Annotated in this window: 15 protein-coding genes; 11 read left to right on the top strand and 4 right to left on the bottom strand. The window is 37.0% G+C overall.

Annotated elements, in window-relative coordinates; translation table 11 throughout:
- Positions 1 to 21 precede the first annotated feature (21 nt).
- Both frlD and QFZ31_RS20950 read left to right on the top strand, forming a co-directional pair.
- Complete coding sequence (gene frlD, locus QFZ31_RS20945; protein WP_307306481.1) at positions 22 to 804, top strand: fructoselysine 6-kinase; 783 nt, start codon at positions 22 to 24, stop codon at positions 802 to 804.
- 67 nt (positions 805 to 871) lie between these two features.
- Positions 872 to 1,600 carry a GntR family transcriptional regulator gene (locus QFZ31_RS20950; RefSeq protein ID WP_307306484.1) on the top strand — a complete coding sequence of 243 codons (729 nt, stop codon included), beginning with the start codon at positions 872 to 874 and terminating at the stop codon, positions 1,598 to 1,600.
- A gap of 95 nt (positions 1,601 to 1,695) precedes the next feature.
- Here QFZ31_RS20950 and QFZ31_RS20955 read toward each other — a convergent pair whose 3' ends face one another.
- Positions 1,696 to 3,360, bottom strand: coding sequence for a peptide ABC transporter substrate-binding protein (locus QFZ31_RS20955; RefSeq protein ID WP_307306487.1), 1,665 nt, complete (start codon positions 3,358 to 3,360; stop codon positions 1,696 to 1,698).
- A 303-nt stretch (positions 3,361 to 3,663) separates the two neighbouring features.
- Between QFZ31_RS20955 and QFZ31_RS20960 the strand changes: the two genes are divergently transcribed.
- The 3 genes from QFZ31_RS20960 to phaC all read left to right on the top strand — a co-directional run bounded on the left by QFZ31_RS20960 (position 3,664) and on the right by phaC (position 6,036).
- Positions 3,664 to 4,068, top strand: coding sequence for a polyhydroxyalkanoic acid synthase subunit PhaR (locus tag QFZ31_RS20960; protein ID WP_307306489.1), 405 nt, complete (start codon positions 3,664 to 3,666; stop codon positions 4,066 to 4,068).
- A gap of 65 nt (positions 4,069 to 4,133) precedes the next feature.
- Positions 4,134 to 4,877 (top strand): 3-oxoacyl-ACP reductase, encoded by a 744-nt coding sequence (locus tag QFZ31_RS20965; protein WP_179598902.1) that lies wholly within the window; start codon positions 4,134 to 4,136, stop codon positions 4,875 to 4,877.
- An 82-nt stretch (positions 4,878 to 4,959) separates the two neighbouring features.
- On the top strand, positions 4,960 to 6,036 hold the full coding sequence (phaC, locus tag QFZ31_RS20970) for a class III poly(R)-hydroxyalkanoic acid synthase subunit PhaC (RefSeq protein WP_307306493.1): 1,077 nt from the start codon (positions 4,960 to 4,962) through the stop codon (positions 6,034 to 6,036).
- 186 nt (positions 6,037 to 6,222) lie between these two features.
- On the opposite strand, the gene QFZ31_RS20975 is transcribed toward phaC, so the two are convergent.
- On the bottom strand, positions 6,223 to 7,215 hold the full coding sequence (locus QFZ31_RS20975) for a LysM peptidoglycan-binding domain-containing protein (protein ID WP_307306494.1): 993 nt from the start codon (positions 7,213 to 7,215) through the stop codon (positions 6,223 to 6,225).
- A gap of 162 nt (positions 7,216 to 7,377) precedes the next feature.
- On the opposite strand from QFZ31_RS20975, the gene QFZ31_RS20980 reads away from it, so the two are divergent.
- Complete coding sequence (locus tag QFZ31_RS20980; RefSeq protein ID WP_307306496.1) at positions 7,378 to 7,518, top strand: YrzI family small protein; 141 nt, start codon at positions 7,378 to 7,380, stop codon at positions 7,516 to 7,518.
- A 62-nt stretch (positions 7,519 to 7,580) separates the two neighbouring features.
- On the opposite strand, the gene QFZ31_RS20985 is transcribed toward QFZ31_RS20980, so the two are convergent.
- On the bottom strand, positions 7,581 to 7,955 hold the full coding sequence (locus QFZ31_RS20985; protein WP_307306498.1) for a VOC family protein: 375 nt from the start codon (positions 7,953 to 7,955) through the stop codon (positions 7,581 to 7,583).
- Between the two features lie 62 nt (positions 7,956 to 8,017).
- Positions 8,018 to 8,383 (bottom strand): DUF3899 domain-containing protein, encoded by a 366-nt coding sequence (locus QFZ31_RS20990; RefSeq protein WP_307306504.1) that lies wholly within the window; start codon positions 8,381 to 8,383, stop codon positions 8,018 to 8,020.
- Positions 8,384 to 8,719: 336 nt separating this feature from the next.
- Between QFZ31_RS20990 and QFZ31_RS20995 the strand changes: the two genes are divergently transcribed.
- From QFZ31_RS20995 to QFZ31_RS21015, 5 genes are all read left to right on the top strand, one after another.
- A complete protein-coding gene (locus QFZ31_RS20995; RefSeq protein ID WP_307306506.1) occupies positions 8,720 to 10,390 on the top strand; it encodes a peptide ABC transporter substrate-binding protein in 1,671 nt (556 codons plus the stop codon).
- 168 nt (positions 10,391 to 10,558) lie between these two features.
- A complete protein-coding gene (opp3b, locus tag QFZ31_RS21000) occupies positions 10,559 to 11,488 on the top strand; it encodes an oligopeptide ABC transporter permease (RefSeq protein WP_307306509.1) in 930 nt (309 codons plus the stop codon).
- Position 11,489: 1 nt separating this feature from the next.
- A complete protein-coding gene (opp3C, locus tag QFZ31_RS21005) occupies positions 11,490 to 12,644 on the top strand; it encodes an oligopeptide ABC transporter permease (protein ID WP_307306512.1) in 1,155 nt (384 codons plus the stop codon).
- 19 nt (positions 12,645 to 12,663) lie between these two features.
- Positions 12,664 to 13,719, top strand: a complete 1,056-nt coding sequence (locus QFZ31_RS21010; protein WP_306074394.1) for an ABC transporter ATP-binding protein — start codon at positions 12,664 to 12,666, stop codon at positions 13,717 to 13,719.
- Positions 13,716 to 14,651, top strand: coding sequence for an ABC transporter ATP-binding protein (locus QFZ31_RS21015; protein ID WP_307306516.1), 936 nt, complete (start codon positions 13,716 to 13,718; stop codon positions 14,649 to 14,651). The genes QFZ31_RS21010 and QFZ31_RS21015 overlap by 4 nt, the downstream gene beginning before the upstream one ends.
- Position 14,652 lies beyond the last annotated feature (1 nt).

Raw genomic sequence — 14,652 nt, forward strand, 5'->3', positions numbered from 1 at the left:
TCAAAAAAGGGGGGAAAAAAGATGAGGATTGTGACGGTCGGCGATAATTGCATGGATGTCTACCAAGCAAGCGGGAGGGCATATCCTGGTGGAAATCCTGTTAATGTGGCTGTTTATTTAAAAGATTTAGGTGCAGATTCCTGTTACATTGGCTGGGTTGGCTGTGATTCTTATGGTGGATTAATGAAAAAAGAGATTTTAAAAAAAGGTGTTGATATTTCTCATCTTACGAAGAAGGATGGAAAAACGGCTGTTACCTATGTCGAATTGGTCAATAATGATCGTGTTTTTGGAGAATATGACGAAGGTGTTATGGCGGACTTCAGCTTAACACAGGAAGAACTTGATTTTATTGGAACACATCAGCTAGTACATGCTGGAGTTTGGGGGCATGTAGAAGGGTATTATTCTCATTTTAAAGAAATGGGATTACAGACATCCTTTGATTTTTCTAACCAATTAGATCATAGACTTGTCAAAACCTTGCCTCAGTTTGTGGATTATTCATTCTTTTCCTATACGCAGGATGATCCTTTTATCCGCCAATTTCTAAAGGATGTAAAGAATAATGGATCAAAAATTACTATAGCGACTTTAGGTGAGAATGGATCACTTGCTTATGACGGTGAACAATTCTATAAATGCGGTGTAGTAGCAGTCGATGTGGTGGATACAATGGGAGCAGGAGATTCTTTTATATCTGGTTTTATTTATGGAAAATTGAATGGTCTTCCTACTATCAAATGTTTAGATTTGGGAGCAGCAACAGCAGCGAAGACGATTCAATACTTTGGTGCTTGGTGACTGTGGGGGTCAATCAATGTATAATGAATAGTATAATTGTCAATTGACGGATAAGGATGGATTTAGTATGAGTTTAAATCCTTCAACCCCACAGCCATTATACATGCAAGTAAGGCAAATGTTGAAGACTGATATTCAAAATGGAAAATACAAACCAGATGAGCAGATTCCAACTGAAGCAGAACTTTGTGAAATCTATAACGTAAGCCGCATTACGATACGTAAGGCAATTGAGGAATTGGTAAAGGAAGGAGCCCTGACACGAATTCCTCGTAGAGGCACCTTTGTTACATCAAAAAAGTTTCATAATGAATTACTATCTGTAAGCGGGTTCTCAGAATTTAGCCATCAGTTGGGCATGATACCTAATTCCCGGATTTTAAGAAGTGAAGTTATTCCTGCACCTGAAGATGTTGCGAAGCATCTATTAACTGATGAAGGAAGTCCTGTTCTGGTACTTGAACGGCTTATGTATGTAAATGACCGTCCTCTTTTCTACGATATTGCGCATTATTCATTGATACGGTTTCCAGATTTAGAAAAGAAAATCGCAGGGAATGAATCAACTTATAAAGTCCTTTCGGAAGATTATCATACTGAAATAGTTAGTAATGATAAGATTATTGATGTTATTGGTGCGACAAATGATTATGCGAAATTACTAGAATGTGATATTGGAGCCAATCTGTTTAGAATCTTAAAAATTGCATTTAATGCTAATGACGAACCTGTTCATCTTTCTACTTTTATGTGTGAGACAAGCAAAGTCAATTTGACCGTTCATCGGGCAAGATAAGCTGATTAAACGACCATTTTAAAATTTATAAAACAATAATAAAGCGGGAGAAATACCAATTGGCATTTCTCCCGCTTTTTTTATTCCATGAAATTTTACTCTTCTCCTACATCTGCCCATTTATATTCGTAAGTTGCCCCAAATGGGTTCACGAACACACCTTGAACTCTTGGAGAAATCAATTGTGCTCTAGAAGATTGATAAACTGGGGCAATTGCTCCGTCTTCAAAAAGCACTTTTTCAGCTGCTAAGAAGTTGTTATAACGAGCCACATTATCTGTAGCAAGCTTTGATGCTGTATCAAAAACTAATTGGTCATAAACTGGGCTTGAATATCCTGTCCAGTTGTTTCCGCTATCTGTAGTCCACAGGTTCATGAAAGTAAACGGATCTAGGAAGTCAGGACCCCATCTAGAAAGTTGAAGCTCATATTGCATATTTGAATCTAAATCAAGACGCTGTTCTTTTGGAACTTGCTTGATATTAATCTTTAATCCTTCTAAATTCGTTGAAAGCTGGTTTGCAACATATTCAACTAATAATTTAGTTGTTTTATCGTCATCTGCTAGGAACTCAAGTTCAACACTATCAGTACCTAACTCTTCCAGTCCTTTTGCCCAGAATTCTTTTGCTGCTTCAAGGTCATACTTCACAAGGTCACCGCTAACTTTACGGAAATCCTCACCAGTTTCAGGGATTGGTGTAAAGTCCTTTGGAACCAAGCCATTTGCAACGATTGAGCCGTTGTTTAAAATTTCATTTACTAAACCTTCTTTGTCAAAGGCTCTGCTAAGTGCTAGACGGATATTCTTATTAGCTAATGCATCCGACGTTGTTTGGTTAAATTTAAGGAAGTATACAAAAGTATCAGCTGAAACCAAATAATCGTCATTAGTAGAATATTGGTCAACTAGGTCGGATGTTAAATCCATACGGTCAACCGTACCTTCTTCGTATAAATCTAAAGCCGTTTGTGGATCTTTTACGACTTTAAATGTAAGTTTATCCATTTTTACGGTATTTGCATCCCAATAATCTTTATTCTTCACAAGTTCCCATGTGTCGCTTGTGCTAGACCAATTGGCAATGGTATAAGGACCGTTTGCTAATAAGTTTTCTGTGCTAGTAGCGAAATTATCTCCCTTTTCTTCGACAAACTTTTTATTTAATGGCAGGAATGTTCCAAATGTCGTTAATGTTTCAAAGTATGGAGTTGGATTTTCTAATTGAACGACTAGAGTATAATCGCCTTCTGCTTTTACTCCTAGCTCTTCTACTGCTAGTTCGCCTTTGCTTATTGCAGTTGCATTTTTAATTACGCCATTCATCATATAAGGGCCATATTCGGATGCGGTATCAGGGTTAACAGCACGCTGCCATGAATACACGAAATCATGAGCTGTTACAGGGTCTCCATTTGACCATTTAGCGTCTTCTCTTAATGTAAAGGTCCAAGTCAGACCATCATCACTTACTTTATGCTCGGTAGCAATCCCCGGAGTTGGTTGTGTTTTTTCATCTAAACGGTATAAACCTTCCATTGTTGCAGCTAAGTAGATAAAGGAAGACTCATCTGTAGCTAACGATGGATCCATTGAAGGAATCGCTTCTGGGTTTAAAAAGTTAAGTACTTTTTGGCCCGTTGCCTCCTCTTTTGTATCTGTACCTGCAGTTTCTTTCGACTCATCGCCAGAACATGCTGCTAGTACACTCAGCAAAAAACCAAATGTTAACAGCAATAACCAATGTTTGACCTTCATTCGTTTACCCCCTAATTAGAATTTAATTCTGAATATTATCTATCTACTGAAAATTGAGACTCTAAAATTGATTATACTCATTAACTTGTTTACTTGTAAAGTTTTTGGGTAGTTTTGCAAGTCATTTTTAATTTCTTTATATCTATCAAGTTCGTTATCTCTACTTTTTGCAGTTGCAGATAAAAAGGAAATTTGTCAAAAAAAGCAGAAAAGTATTTCGATAATTTTCAATTTTTAATCTTTAATTATTTCCATATAGTTAGTATGATGAATACGTCTAAGAAGAATAAGGAGGAAAAAAACATGAACCAAGGCTTTAACATTTATGACATGTGGAAGGATTATTATTCACAAACGAGTAAATTGTTTGATGAAAAAATCGGCAAGGATTTTCCCTCTGAAGGAATGGGACAAATTTTGGAGATGAATCTCCAATTTAAAAAGATGATTGATGAGTCAACATTAAAGTACCTGGAGTTTATGAACGTACCATCACGTAATGACATTGCTAACCTTTCATCATTAATTGTGAATGTAGATGCAAAGGTGGATGATTTAGAAGAAAGATTAGAAGAGAAGTTAGATCAGGACAGGAACCAGGAATCCTTTAGTAGGGAATTGTCGAGTGTAAAAAAGGAAATGAAGAGTTTAGATAATAAATTGAATCAAATTCTTACATTGTTAAAATCTCAAGAAGTAACAAAATAGAAAAGCATTACCTATTTCCATGAAAATTAAAAGACTATAAAAGTTAAATAGAGAGGGTGGACAAAATGGCAAGTTTAAAGGATAAAGTAGCAATCGTAACAGGAGGCAGCAGAGGAATCGGTGCAGCCATTGCATTGGAACTGGCTAAAAATGGCGCGAAGGTTGTCATCAACTATAATATCCGTAAAGAACTAGCGGATAAAGTTGTCGCTGAAATAAATGAATTTGGCGGAGATGCATACGCAGTTCAAGCAGATGTTTCAGAAAGTAATGAAGCAACATACCTAGTACATGAAACGATCAAGCATTATGGCAGATTAGATATCTTGGTTAATAATGCAGGGATTACGAGAGACAGTACGTTTAAAAAGTTGAACGAAGAAGATTGGAGAAAAGTAATTGATGTTAACTTGAACAGTGTTTACAACAATACATCTGCAGCTTTACCTTATCTTCTTGAATCAGATGCAGGGCGAATTATTAACATTTCATCCATCATTGGACAAGCTGGTGGATTTGGCCAAACGAACTATGCTGCAGCAAAAGCAGGCCTAATTGGATATACTAAATCGCTTGCTCTTGAATTGGCTAAAAGTAATGTAACCGTTAATGCAATTTGCCCAGGATTTATTGGAACTGAAATGGTCCAAGCGATTCCTGAAAAAGTTCTTGCAGGAATTGTCGAAAAAGTACCACAAAAGCGTTTGGGTAAACCAGAGGAAATCGCTCGTGGTGTTGTTTTCCTATGTAAAGATGGTGACTATATTACTGGACAGCAGCTAAATATTAACGGCGGACTTTATATGTAACTGTCATGAAGGTTCGGATTTATTAATAAATTGATAGAGTAAATAAATCTATAGTAAGGAGTGAACAGTCATTAGCGTACTGATGCCAACAGATTGGAATGAGTTGATCGAATTTACGCCGCAGCAATATAAAGAGATGTTTCAACGTGCAGTAAGGGCAAGTGAAGTGCTGACAACCGATGCCGAGCCCGAGGTAGGACCTACTCCAAAAGAGCTCATTTGGACAAGAAATAAAACAAAGCTTTATCGGTATATTTCAGAATGTCCAAAAAAACATAAGATTCCTCTTCTTTTGGTTTATGCCCTCATTAATAAACCATATGTATTAGATTTAACAAAGGGCGGCAGTTTAGTAGAATATTTGGTTAATCGCGGGTTTGATGTCTACCTTCTTGACTGGGGTGAACCAGGTTACGAAGATCGAAATATGAAATTAGATGATTACATTATGGATTATATACCGCGTGCAGTACGTAAGGTACTGAGAAAATCAAATGTTGACGAAGTTTCAATCCTTGGTTATTGCATGGGAGGGACAATAACGTCTATATTTGCAGCGCTGCATCCAGAATTGCCAATCCGCAATCTTATCTTTATGACAAGCCCTTTTGATTTTGAAAAGACTGGTTCGTATGGGGCTATGTTAGATGAACGCTATTTTAATATTGATAAAGTAGTAGATACCTTAGGTGTTATTCCACCTGAAATGATTGACTTTGGGAACAAAATGATCAATCCGATGGCTACGAACTATGGACCATTTATTAGTCTTTATGAACGTGCCGATAATGAGAATTTTATAAAGAGCTTTAAACTATTGCAAAAGTGGTTAAACGACGGTATACAATTCCCTGGTGAAGCATATCGTCAGTGGATTAGAGACTTTTATCAAAATAACAAATTGATAAAAGGAGAAATGGTTATTCGCGGTAAGAAGGTCAACCTTGAAAATATTAAGGCGAATGTACTCAATTTAGCCGGTAAAAACGACCTTATTGCTCAACCTCATCAAGTTGAAGCATTGATGAATGCCATTTCCAGTGAAGATAAAGAATATAGATGTTTGCCTGTTGGGCATACATCGATTACATTTGGCAGTCAAGCTGTAAAAATAACCTATCCAACTATTGCCGAATGGCTGGAGGAACGATCCAACTAATAGTCTGGTAAATAAAGCAGTGTCCCTGATGTTGTTGGGGCACTGTTTTTTGTTTTTCATATAGTAAGGAAAACAAAGTAGAGACAGTGGTAAAATTTATTATATTAAATATTCAGAAAGCAGACAAGGGTAATAAATAAAAAAGGTTAAATTTTTCTAAAAGTAAAACTTCTCTCGGTTTCATTATTACTTGGTTTCTAAGATCTCCTCCATCTTATCTGATATAAGCGGATAAAAATGGGTTTTAGCACTAGTCGTAGAATTACCACCGAAAAACCCAGTACCTGGACAAGATTTAACATTGTAACTTGCTGTTGCATCTAATACTCGTTCTTTTGTTTTCAAATGCCACCAATGATGGTACGTAATGCTATCAATCGATGGTGTTAACCCAAACTTAATACAGAGCAATGCGTTGATATAAATGATTGTTTCCTGTTGTTCTTTTGTCATTACATCATGCCCGATATCAAAGTTTCCGACATGTTCAATAGCAATCCCTACAGAATTCGCGTTTGGGCCGATTGTTCCCTCGGGAATAATGTTCAGCGGTCTGGAGACTGCTACTTTTCCATCTGGAAAGGTAGTAATATTTTGGGCAATGTTCTTCCAGCCCATTGTTTTCTTATGATGATTTTCCATCCCCATCAACATTTGAAAATGGTTAGAACCGGTAAAGTGTTTATAGGAAGGCAGCCAAGTATGATGCTGTTGGATTAATCGGATATCTCGATTAACATGAGTGTTAAATAACCATTCCTTAAATTCCTCTTTCGTCATTAGGATATGCTGTCCCTGCATGGTCAGTTTTTTAGGAGTTACCTTTAATATCTGACCAGCATAAAGCTGCTCTGAGGAAAGCCCATTTACTACTTTGATTGTCTCGACTGAGGCATGAAAAGCGGAAGAGATATCAACTAATGTGTCCCCTGCTCTCACTTCATACATAATCGGAACCCATAACCTCTGCCCTGCAATTAATACATCCGATTGCAAGCCATTGGTAATTTTTAATTCTTCTATTGAAATATTGTATTTATCCGCAATTGCAGGCAGGCTGTCCCCCGCTCTTACCACATAAATATTACTGGGTCTAATCTCAGCTGTGTAGCCAGGAGGTATTATTAAGAAAAACAAACTGAAAATAATGCCAAAAATAAGTACAAATTTCTTCCTCATTTTTATTACCCCTTCATGACTTTTATGTATAGTTTGCAGAACGCGCAATGAGATTATGCTAAATTATTATTCATTTCCTCCAACACTTTGCGTCAATTATCCGTTATCTAAATGAGAACGTAATATAACGATTAAAAATCATTGTAGAAGGAGGAAGAGACAATGACCTTAACGATCTTCTTTTTCACAATCAGCATAAATAAACGGGAGGTCTCCCTTGAAGAAGCGATTCACAGAGAGGCAGTTGAAAAACGTATGCAGGAAGGTATCAACCGGTATCTTCGTATTATGGGCAGGTATTAAGATGAAGTTTTAGCTAAAATGAAAAGAGACCGTAAAATTTTTACGGTCTCTTGGGTACTTGATTAAACTTCAAATTCGCTCATTAATGCATGAGTATTATCTTCACTATCTTTAAAAAAAGCCATCCATGTTTCGGTTTGGCCTATTTTTGCAATAAGATGTGGTTCGTCAATAAAGATAACCTCTTTACTTAGTAAATCCTCATAAGCCTCTTTTATGTTTGCAACTTGAAAGTAAATAATGCTTGAATGAGAATATTCCTCTGTTTCAGGAACACTTAACAAAAGACGGAGCCCGTTACAATCAAAAAACGCTAAGCCATTTGAAGTAAATAATAGCGGCAGCCCAAGCTTTTCTTTATAAAAATTTACTGCTTGGTCTAAATTTTTTACTGGAACGGCAATTTGTCCTACTTTCTGAATCTGATTTTTCCCCATTCACAACTTCTCCCTTATATAAGATAAACTTAATTTTCAGATAAATAGAGTATAACCAAATATTACATTGTATAGTAAAGAACAAGTAAAATCACAAGAAAGACAAGCAATGAGATAGATTGGAATTTAAGGCGTTGATAGAGTGAAGCGTTAAACTTTTCTGAGGGCAATGGTTTATCACGCCAAGATTCTAAATAATCGTTCTTTTTAAACATGAGAGTATTAAATCTTCTAAATCCGAAGGTAACACCGTCAAAAAAACCGCCTTTAGCCGTATACATAAATAACACGGTGATGAGATAAAAAAAGCTAAGATAGAAAACTGAATTGATAAAGTTCAGCAGATTATAGGCAGACGAAAATATAAGAAAGACCAAAAGGCAAATAAAAAGATTGAGTAATAAAAACTTCCATTTATTTTTAAACATTTACTTTCACCTTATTTTTATAATGTTATTTTAAACATGTAATAAAGAATAAGGGTATTTTAACCTAATACGCTGACAAAGTATACTTTATTCAATTTCTCCTAAAAATTAAGAAAGCGCATTCTGATTTTAGAATAATTTTTTTGTTAAATAATCTAACAAAAAGTATTGATATATCAACTGTAATGTTGCTGTAATCTATAATGATATAGTAATTTTTTGACTCTTTTATATATTTAGTCTTTACAAGAGTAGTAGAAAAATAGTATGATTTCTTTAGCTTCTTTTTTAAGAGCAAATTGACAGAAAAATAAAACAATAGGAGGTCATTTTTTCATGAAGAAAAAGTATGCATGGCTTTTAGCCCTTAGCTTAGTGCTAAGCATGTTCTTAGCAGCATGTTCAGGCGGCGGCGACAAAGACACAGCTGATGATTCCAAAGATACAGCTGATAAGCCAAAAGTAGAACAAACATTAAACTTTATTAATGGTGACACTATTCCGTCTATGGACCCATCATTAGGTACTGATGAGTATGCATTCCAATTCTTAGGTGCTACAATGGAAGGTCTATACCGTCTTGACGAAAAAGGTCAAGTAAGTGATGGTATTGCAACTAAGCATGAAGTAAGTGAAGATGGTAAAACTTGGACATTTACTTTACGTGAAGATGCTAAGTGGTCTAATGGCGACCCTGTAACTGCTAACGATTTCGTTTATGCTTGGCGTCGTGCGGTTGACCCAGCAACTGGATCTGAATATGGTCCATACATGATGGGCGGCGTTATCAAAAATGCAACTGCTGTAAACAAAGGTGAAGTTCCTGTTGATCAATTAGGTGTTAAAGCTGATGGCGATTTCAAACTAGTTGTTGAACTTGAAAATGCAACTCCATACTTTGAATCTTTAACAACTTTCGGTACCTTCTTACCATTAAACCAAAAGTTTGTTGAAGAAAAAGGCGATACATTCGCTACTAGCGCTGATACATTATTATCAAACGGACCATTCAAGTTCTCTAACTGGACTAGTACTGCTCAAGAGTGGGAATTAGTTAAGAATGCAGATTACTGGGATGCAAAAACTGTTAAATTAGAAAAAATGCATTATGTAGTAGTTAAAGAATCACAAACTGCTGTTGACCTATATGAAAAAGGTGAAGTTGACCGTGCTGGTTTATCATCTGACCTAGTTGACCAATACTCAACTCATGATGATTACACAGTAGAACCTGATACTTCTGTATTCTATATTAAGTTTAACCAAACAAGAAACAAAGCTCTTGCTAACGCAAACGTACGTAATGCACTTGCTCGTGCATTTGATAAGCAAGCATTAGTAGATGAAATCTTAAACAACGGTTCTATCGTTGCTAACGGTCTAGTACCAAAAGATTTCGTTCCAACTCCAGATGGTAAAGACTTCCGCGAAGTTAGTGGAGATCTAATGAAATACGATTTAGACGAAGCTAAGAAATACTGGGAAAAAGCTTTAACTGAACTAGGAACTGATACAGTTGAAATCGAATTCCTAGGCGGAGACAACGAAGTTTCTAAAATGATGAACCAATATCTTGCAAACCAATGGACAACTAACCTACCTGGTTTAAAAGTTACTTTAAAAGAAGTACCATTTGAACAACGTCTAGAACTAGACACAGCTATGGATTATGACATGCAGTTTGCTGGATGGGGACCTGACTTCCTAGATCCATATACTTATATGAATCTTTGGTTAACTGATGGCGGAAACAACCAAATGGGCTATTCTAACCCAGAATATGATAAGTTAGTAAACGAAACAGCTACAACTTTAGCTACAGATCCAGAAGCACGTAATGAAAACTTCTTAAAAGCAGAAAAAATCTTATTTAAAGATGCAGCAATCGCTCCTGTATATCAAAGAGCATCTGCTCTACTAGTTTCTCCTAAAGTACAGGGTGTATTTACAAACCCATTCGGAGCAACTTACGAATACAAGTGGGCTAGCGTTGGTGCTGAAGAATAATAATCAGTAAAAAAATAGTATAGTATACTATTATAAAATTGAAGGGAGTGTATGCTTTTAAAGCATATACTCTCTTTCGGCTTATGGGCGCGAATATTCCGATTATAACAAAAATTTATAATCGACTCGATATAACATATAATAAAGAGAAATTTAGGAGGTGCAAACATGACTCGATATTTACTCCGTCGCGTATGGTATATGTTAATAACATTATTTATTATTGCGACTTTCTCGTTCTTTCTCATGAAAATATTGCCGGGTAGCCCGTTACAGGCAGAAGATAAATTGAGTGAAGAACAAAAGGCAATTATTTTAGAAAAATATGGGTTAAATGAACCTATTCCAGTTCAATATGCAAAATATCTTGGTGGGCTTGTAAAAGGTGATTTGGGCGTATCGTTTAAGTTTGACAATACACCGGTTACAACAATCTTGATGGACAGAATTGGGCCATCTGCACTATTAGGCTTTCAAGCATTGATAGTAGGGTCTATCTTAGGTATAATCCTTGGATTATTAGCATCTATCTTCAGGAATAGTCCAATTGACTTTTCTTCTACTATTATTGCAGTTATAGGAACCTCGATTCCTTCATTTGTGTTTGCAGGATTATTACAATATGTATTTGCTGTAAAATTAGGCTGGTTCCCTGTGGCTCTATGGGGCACATCTGCACATACCATTTTGCCAACGATTGCTTTGGCCATTCACCCGATGGCAACAGCTGCACGTTTTACAAGGACTGAAATGGTAGAAGTGTTACATTCTAATTACATCATTACCGCGCGCGCGAAAGGTGTTTCTGAAACCGGAATCATTTTAAAACATGGATTGCGAAATGCACTTATTCCATTAATCACTGTATTGGGCCCAATGGCAGTTGGTTTGATGACTGGTTCAATGGTTATCGAACAAATTTTTGCGATTCCTGGTATTGGCGAGCAATTCGTTACATCTGTTATGGTAAATGACTACCCAACGATTATGGGTACAACATTGTTATTTGCTTTCGGATTTATTGTGATTATCTTAATCATTGACCTCCTATACGGATTAATTGATCCTAGGATTAGACTAGCAGGAGGAAATAAATAAAATGGATAAAAATAACCTAAATAATATACCAAAAGATTTATTTGTTCCTCTGGTACGTAAAGAGGATACGAGTGAAAAAATATCAGCTCCAAGCAGAACGTTTTTTCAGGACGCAAAAAGAACACTTTTAGGTAATAAGCCTGCCGTTTTCAGTATGATCCTTATCCTGTTTATTATTATCATGAGTATTATTGGTCCTTGGATGAACGACTTTGGCTCAGATGAACAGGATTTAAAAAGAGCAAAAATGCCTCCACGTGTACCAGTTCTAGAGAATGTCTCTTGGCTAGGTATGGATGGTACATTATCTGGAAAGTTCCAAGGTAAAGATGTTCAGCAGGCTACTGCTAAGGCGAATGCAAGATTTGATAATAAAGAAGAGTTTATTGATATTAAAGTCCTTAATAAAGGTGATGGCACTAGAAATTCTGCTGAAGTTGAAGCTACTTATCATATTTATGAAGCAAAAGATATGAAAGACACTTATTTCTGGTTTGGTAGTGATGCCTTAGGACGTGACCAATGGACAAGGCTTTGGGAAGGTACAAGGGTTTCCTTAATCATTGCTTTTGTTGCGGCAGTACTTGACCTTGTGATTGGGGTTTCTTATGGTGGTATCTCTGCTTTTTATGGCGGAAGAGTTGACAATGTGATGCAGCGTATTGCTGAGATTTTGGTAGGTATTCCGAACCTAGTTATTATCTTATTAATGATGCTCGTTCTTAAGCCAGGTATTATTTCGATTGTCATTGCTTTATCGATCACTGGCTGGATTGGTATGTCCCGGATTGTCCGTGGTGAAGTATTAAAGCTAAAAAACCAAGAGTTTGTTTTAGCTTCAAGAACATTAGGGACATCTAATGGTACCATCATTAGAAAACACTTAGTTCCAAATATCAGTGGTATTATCATTATTAACACGATGTTTTCAGTTCCAGGAGCGATCTTTTTTGAGGCATTCCTAAGCTTTATTGGATTAGGTATTGTTCCTCCAGATGCTTCACTAGGATCTCTAATTGACCTTGGGTTTGATAACCTCAGACTTTATCCATATATGCTTGTGTTTCCGGCAATTGTAATTTCTGTTCTTATGATTGCATTTAATATTGTTGGTGATGGTTTGAGAGATGCATTCGATCCGAAAATGCATAAATAAGAAGGTAGGTGTTTAATAAATGAGTAAATTATTAGAAGTCAAAGATTTAAAAGTATCATTTAACACCTACAATGGTGAAGTGCATGCTGTTCGAGGTGTTACCTTTGATTTAAATAAAGGTGAGACATTGGCTATAGTAGGTGAATCTGGATCCGGGAAGTCAGTAACCTCTAATGCCATCATGAGACTCCTTCCAGAGCCGCATGGCTATATTAAGGAAGGTCAAATCCTTCTTGAAGGAGTAGACCTAGCCAAGAAGACAAGCAAGGAAATGCAAAAAATCCGTGGTAAAGACATTTCAATGGTTTTCCAAGATCCAATGTCGTCTTTGAATCCGACAATGAAAATTGGAAATCAGATTATGGAAGGTCTTATTAAGCACCAAAATATGAGCAAACAAGAGGCGAGAAAAACCGCTCTTGAACTTCTAACCCTAGTTGGAATTCCAAGACCGGATGTGCGTATAGATCAATACCCTCACCAATTTTCAGGCGGTATGCGTCAACGTGTGGTTGTAGCGATTGCATTAGCATGTAATCCAAAGATCTTAATTGCGGACGAACCAACGACTGCGCTTGACGTAACCATTCAAGCTCAAATCCTAGAGTTGATGAAGAGTATTCAACAAAAAACGGATAGTGCGATTATTTTTATCACGCATGACCTCGGTGTTGTAGCAAACGTGGCAGACCGCGTAGCGGTTATGTACGCTGGAAAAATCGTAGAAATTGGGACAGTAGATGATATTTTCTACAATCCTAAGCACCCATATACTTGGGGTTTGATCGGTTCCATGCCTACATTGGATAGCAGTGACGAAGAGCTTTTTGCTATTCCTGGAAGCCCGCCTAACATGCTTACTCCTCCTGTAGGGGATGCGTTTGCTCCAAGAAATCAATTTGCTTTAGAAATTGATACAGTAATGGAACCGCCAATGTTTAAGGTTTCAGACACACATTACGCGGCAACCTGGCTGCTGCACCCAGATGCGCCTAAAATTGAGCCGCCTGATGCTGTTAAGCACAGGATGCAAGGTTTTGCTCAAACAGGTACTAAAGGCGGTGGAAAACGGTGACAAGAGAAAAACTACTTGAAGTAAAGAACTTACAAAAGCATTTTGCTGTAGGTAAAAAGAATACGATCAAGGCTGTTGACGGTGTTAGCTTTGACGTATATAAAGGTGAAACTTTTGGTCTAGTTGGGGAATCTGGTTGTGGAAAGTCTACAACAGGGAGAACCATCATTAGACTTTACGATGCAACAGGCGGCGAAGTTAAATTTGCTGGTGAAGATGTTCACGGCAAGAAAAATAAGTCCCAACTTCTTAAATTTAATCGGAAAATGCAGATGATTTTCCAGGATCCGTCTTCATCCTTAAATCCGAGAATGACGGTACTTGATATCATTGCTGAAGGTCTAGACGTCCACAAACTAGTGAAAAATGATGCGGAGCGTAAAGCGAAGGTTGAGGAATTACTAGAAGCGGTAGGTCTAAACAAGGAGCATGCTACGCGTTTCCCACATGAATTCAGCGGCGGGCAAAGACAGCGGATTGGTATTGCTAGAGCGCTGGCAGTGGATCCTGAGTTTATCATTGCCGATGAACCTATTTCTGCATTGGACGTTTCTATTCAAGCACAGGTAGTCAATCTGCTTAAGAAACTCCAAAAAGAACGTGGTTTAACGTATTTGTTCATCGCTCATGACCTTTCAATGGTTAAGTATATTTCAGACAGAATTGGTGTTATGTATATGGGTAACTTGGTAGAATTAGCAGAGAGTGATGAATTATACAACAATCCTATTCATCCTTATACAAAATCATTGTTATCTGCTATTCCTCTTCCAGATCCAAGATACGAGCGCACTCGTAAACGTATGCCTTATGATCCAACTGTACATGATGCAGATGGTGAGTTTGAGCTAAGAGAAGTTACACCAGGTCATTTTGTGCGTTGTACGGCAAAGGAATTTGAAAGATACCAAAATGAGCAAAAAAATAAATAAG

It is taken from the genome of Neobacillus niacini (assembly GCF_030817595.1).
GTDB classification, from domain to species: domain Bacteria; phylum Bacillota; class Bacilli; order Bacillales; family Cytobacillaceae; genus Neobacillus; species Neobacillus niacini_G.

Bases quoted from the DNA above. Each gene is read 5' to 3' on its own strand.
- frlD (WP_307306481.1), top strand. From the start codon at position 22: ATGAGGATTGTGACGGTCGGCGATAATTGCATGGATGTCTACCAAGCA.
- QFZ31_RS20950 (WP_307306484.1), top strand. From the start codon at position 872: ATGAGTTTAAATCCTTCAACCCCACAGCCATTATACATGCAAGTAAGG.
- QFZ31_RS20955 (WP_307306487.1), bottom strand. From the start codon at position 3,360: ATGAAGGTCAAACATTGGTTATTGCTGTTAACATTTGGTTTTTTGCTG.
- QFZ31_RS20960 (WP_307306489.1), top strand. From the start codon at position 3,664: ATGAACCAAGGCTTTAACATTTATGACATGTGGAAGGATTATTATTCA.
- QFZ31_RS20965 (WP_179598902.1), top strand. From the start codon at position 4,134: ATGGCAAGTTTAAAGGATAAAGTAGCAATCGTAACAGGAGGCAGCAGA.
- phaC (WP_307306493.1), top strand. From the start codon at position 4,960: ATGCCAACAGATTGGAATGAGTTGATCGAATTTACGCCGCAGCAATAT.
- QFZ31_RS20975 (WP_307306494.1), bottom strand. From the start codon at position 7,215: ATGAGGAAGAAATTTGTACTTATTTTTGGCATTATTTTCAGTTTGTTT.
- QFZ31_RS20980 (WP_307306496.1), top strand. From the start codon at position 7,378: ATGACCTTAACGATCTTCTTTTTCACAATCAGCATAAATAAACGGGAG.
- QFZ31_RS20985 (WP_307306498.1), bottom strand. From the start codon at position 7,955: ATGGGGAAAAATCAGATTCAGAAAGTAGGACAAATTGCCGTTCCAGTA.
- QFZ31_RS20990 (WP_307306504.1), bottom strand. From the start codon at position 8,383: ATGTTTAAAAATAAATGGAAGTTTTTATTACTCAATCTTTTTATTTGC.
- QFZ31_RS20995 (WP_307306506.1), top strand. From the start codon at position 8,720: ATGAAGAAAAAGTATGCATGGCTTTTAGCCCTTAGCTTAGTGCTAAGC.
- opp3b (WP_307306509.1), top strand. From the start codon at position 10,559: ATGACTCGATATTTACTCCGTCGCGTATGGTATATGTTAATAACATTA.
- opp3C (WP_307306512.1), top strand. From the start codon at position 11,490: ATGGATAAAAATAACCTAAATAATATACCAAAAGATTTATTTGTTCCT.
- QFZ31_RS21010 (WP_306074394.1), top strand. From the start codon at position 12,664: ATGAGTAAATTATTAGAAGTCAAAGATTTAAAAGTATCATTTAACACC.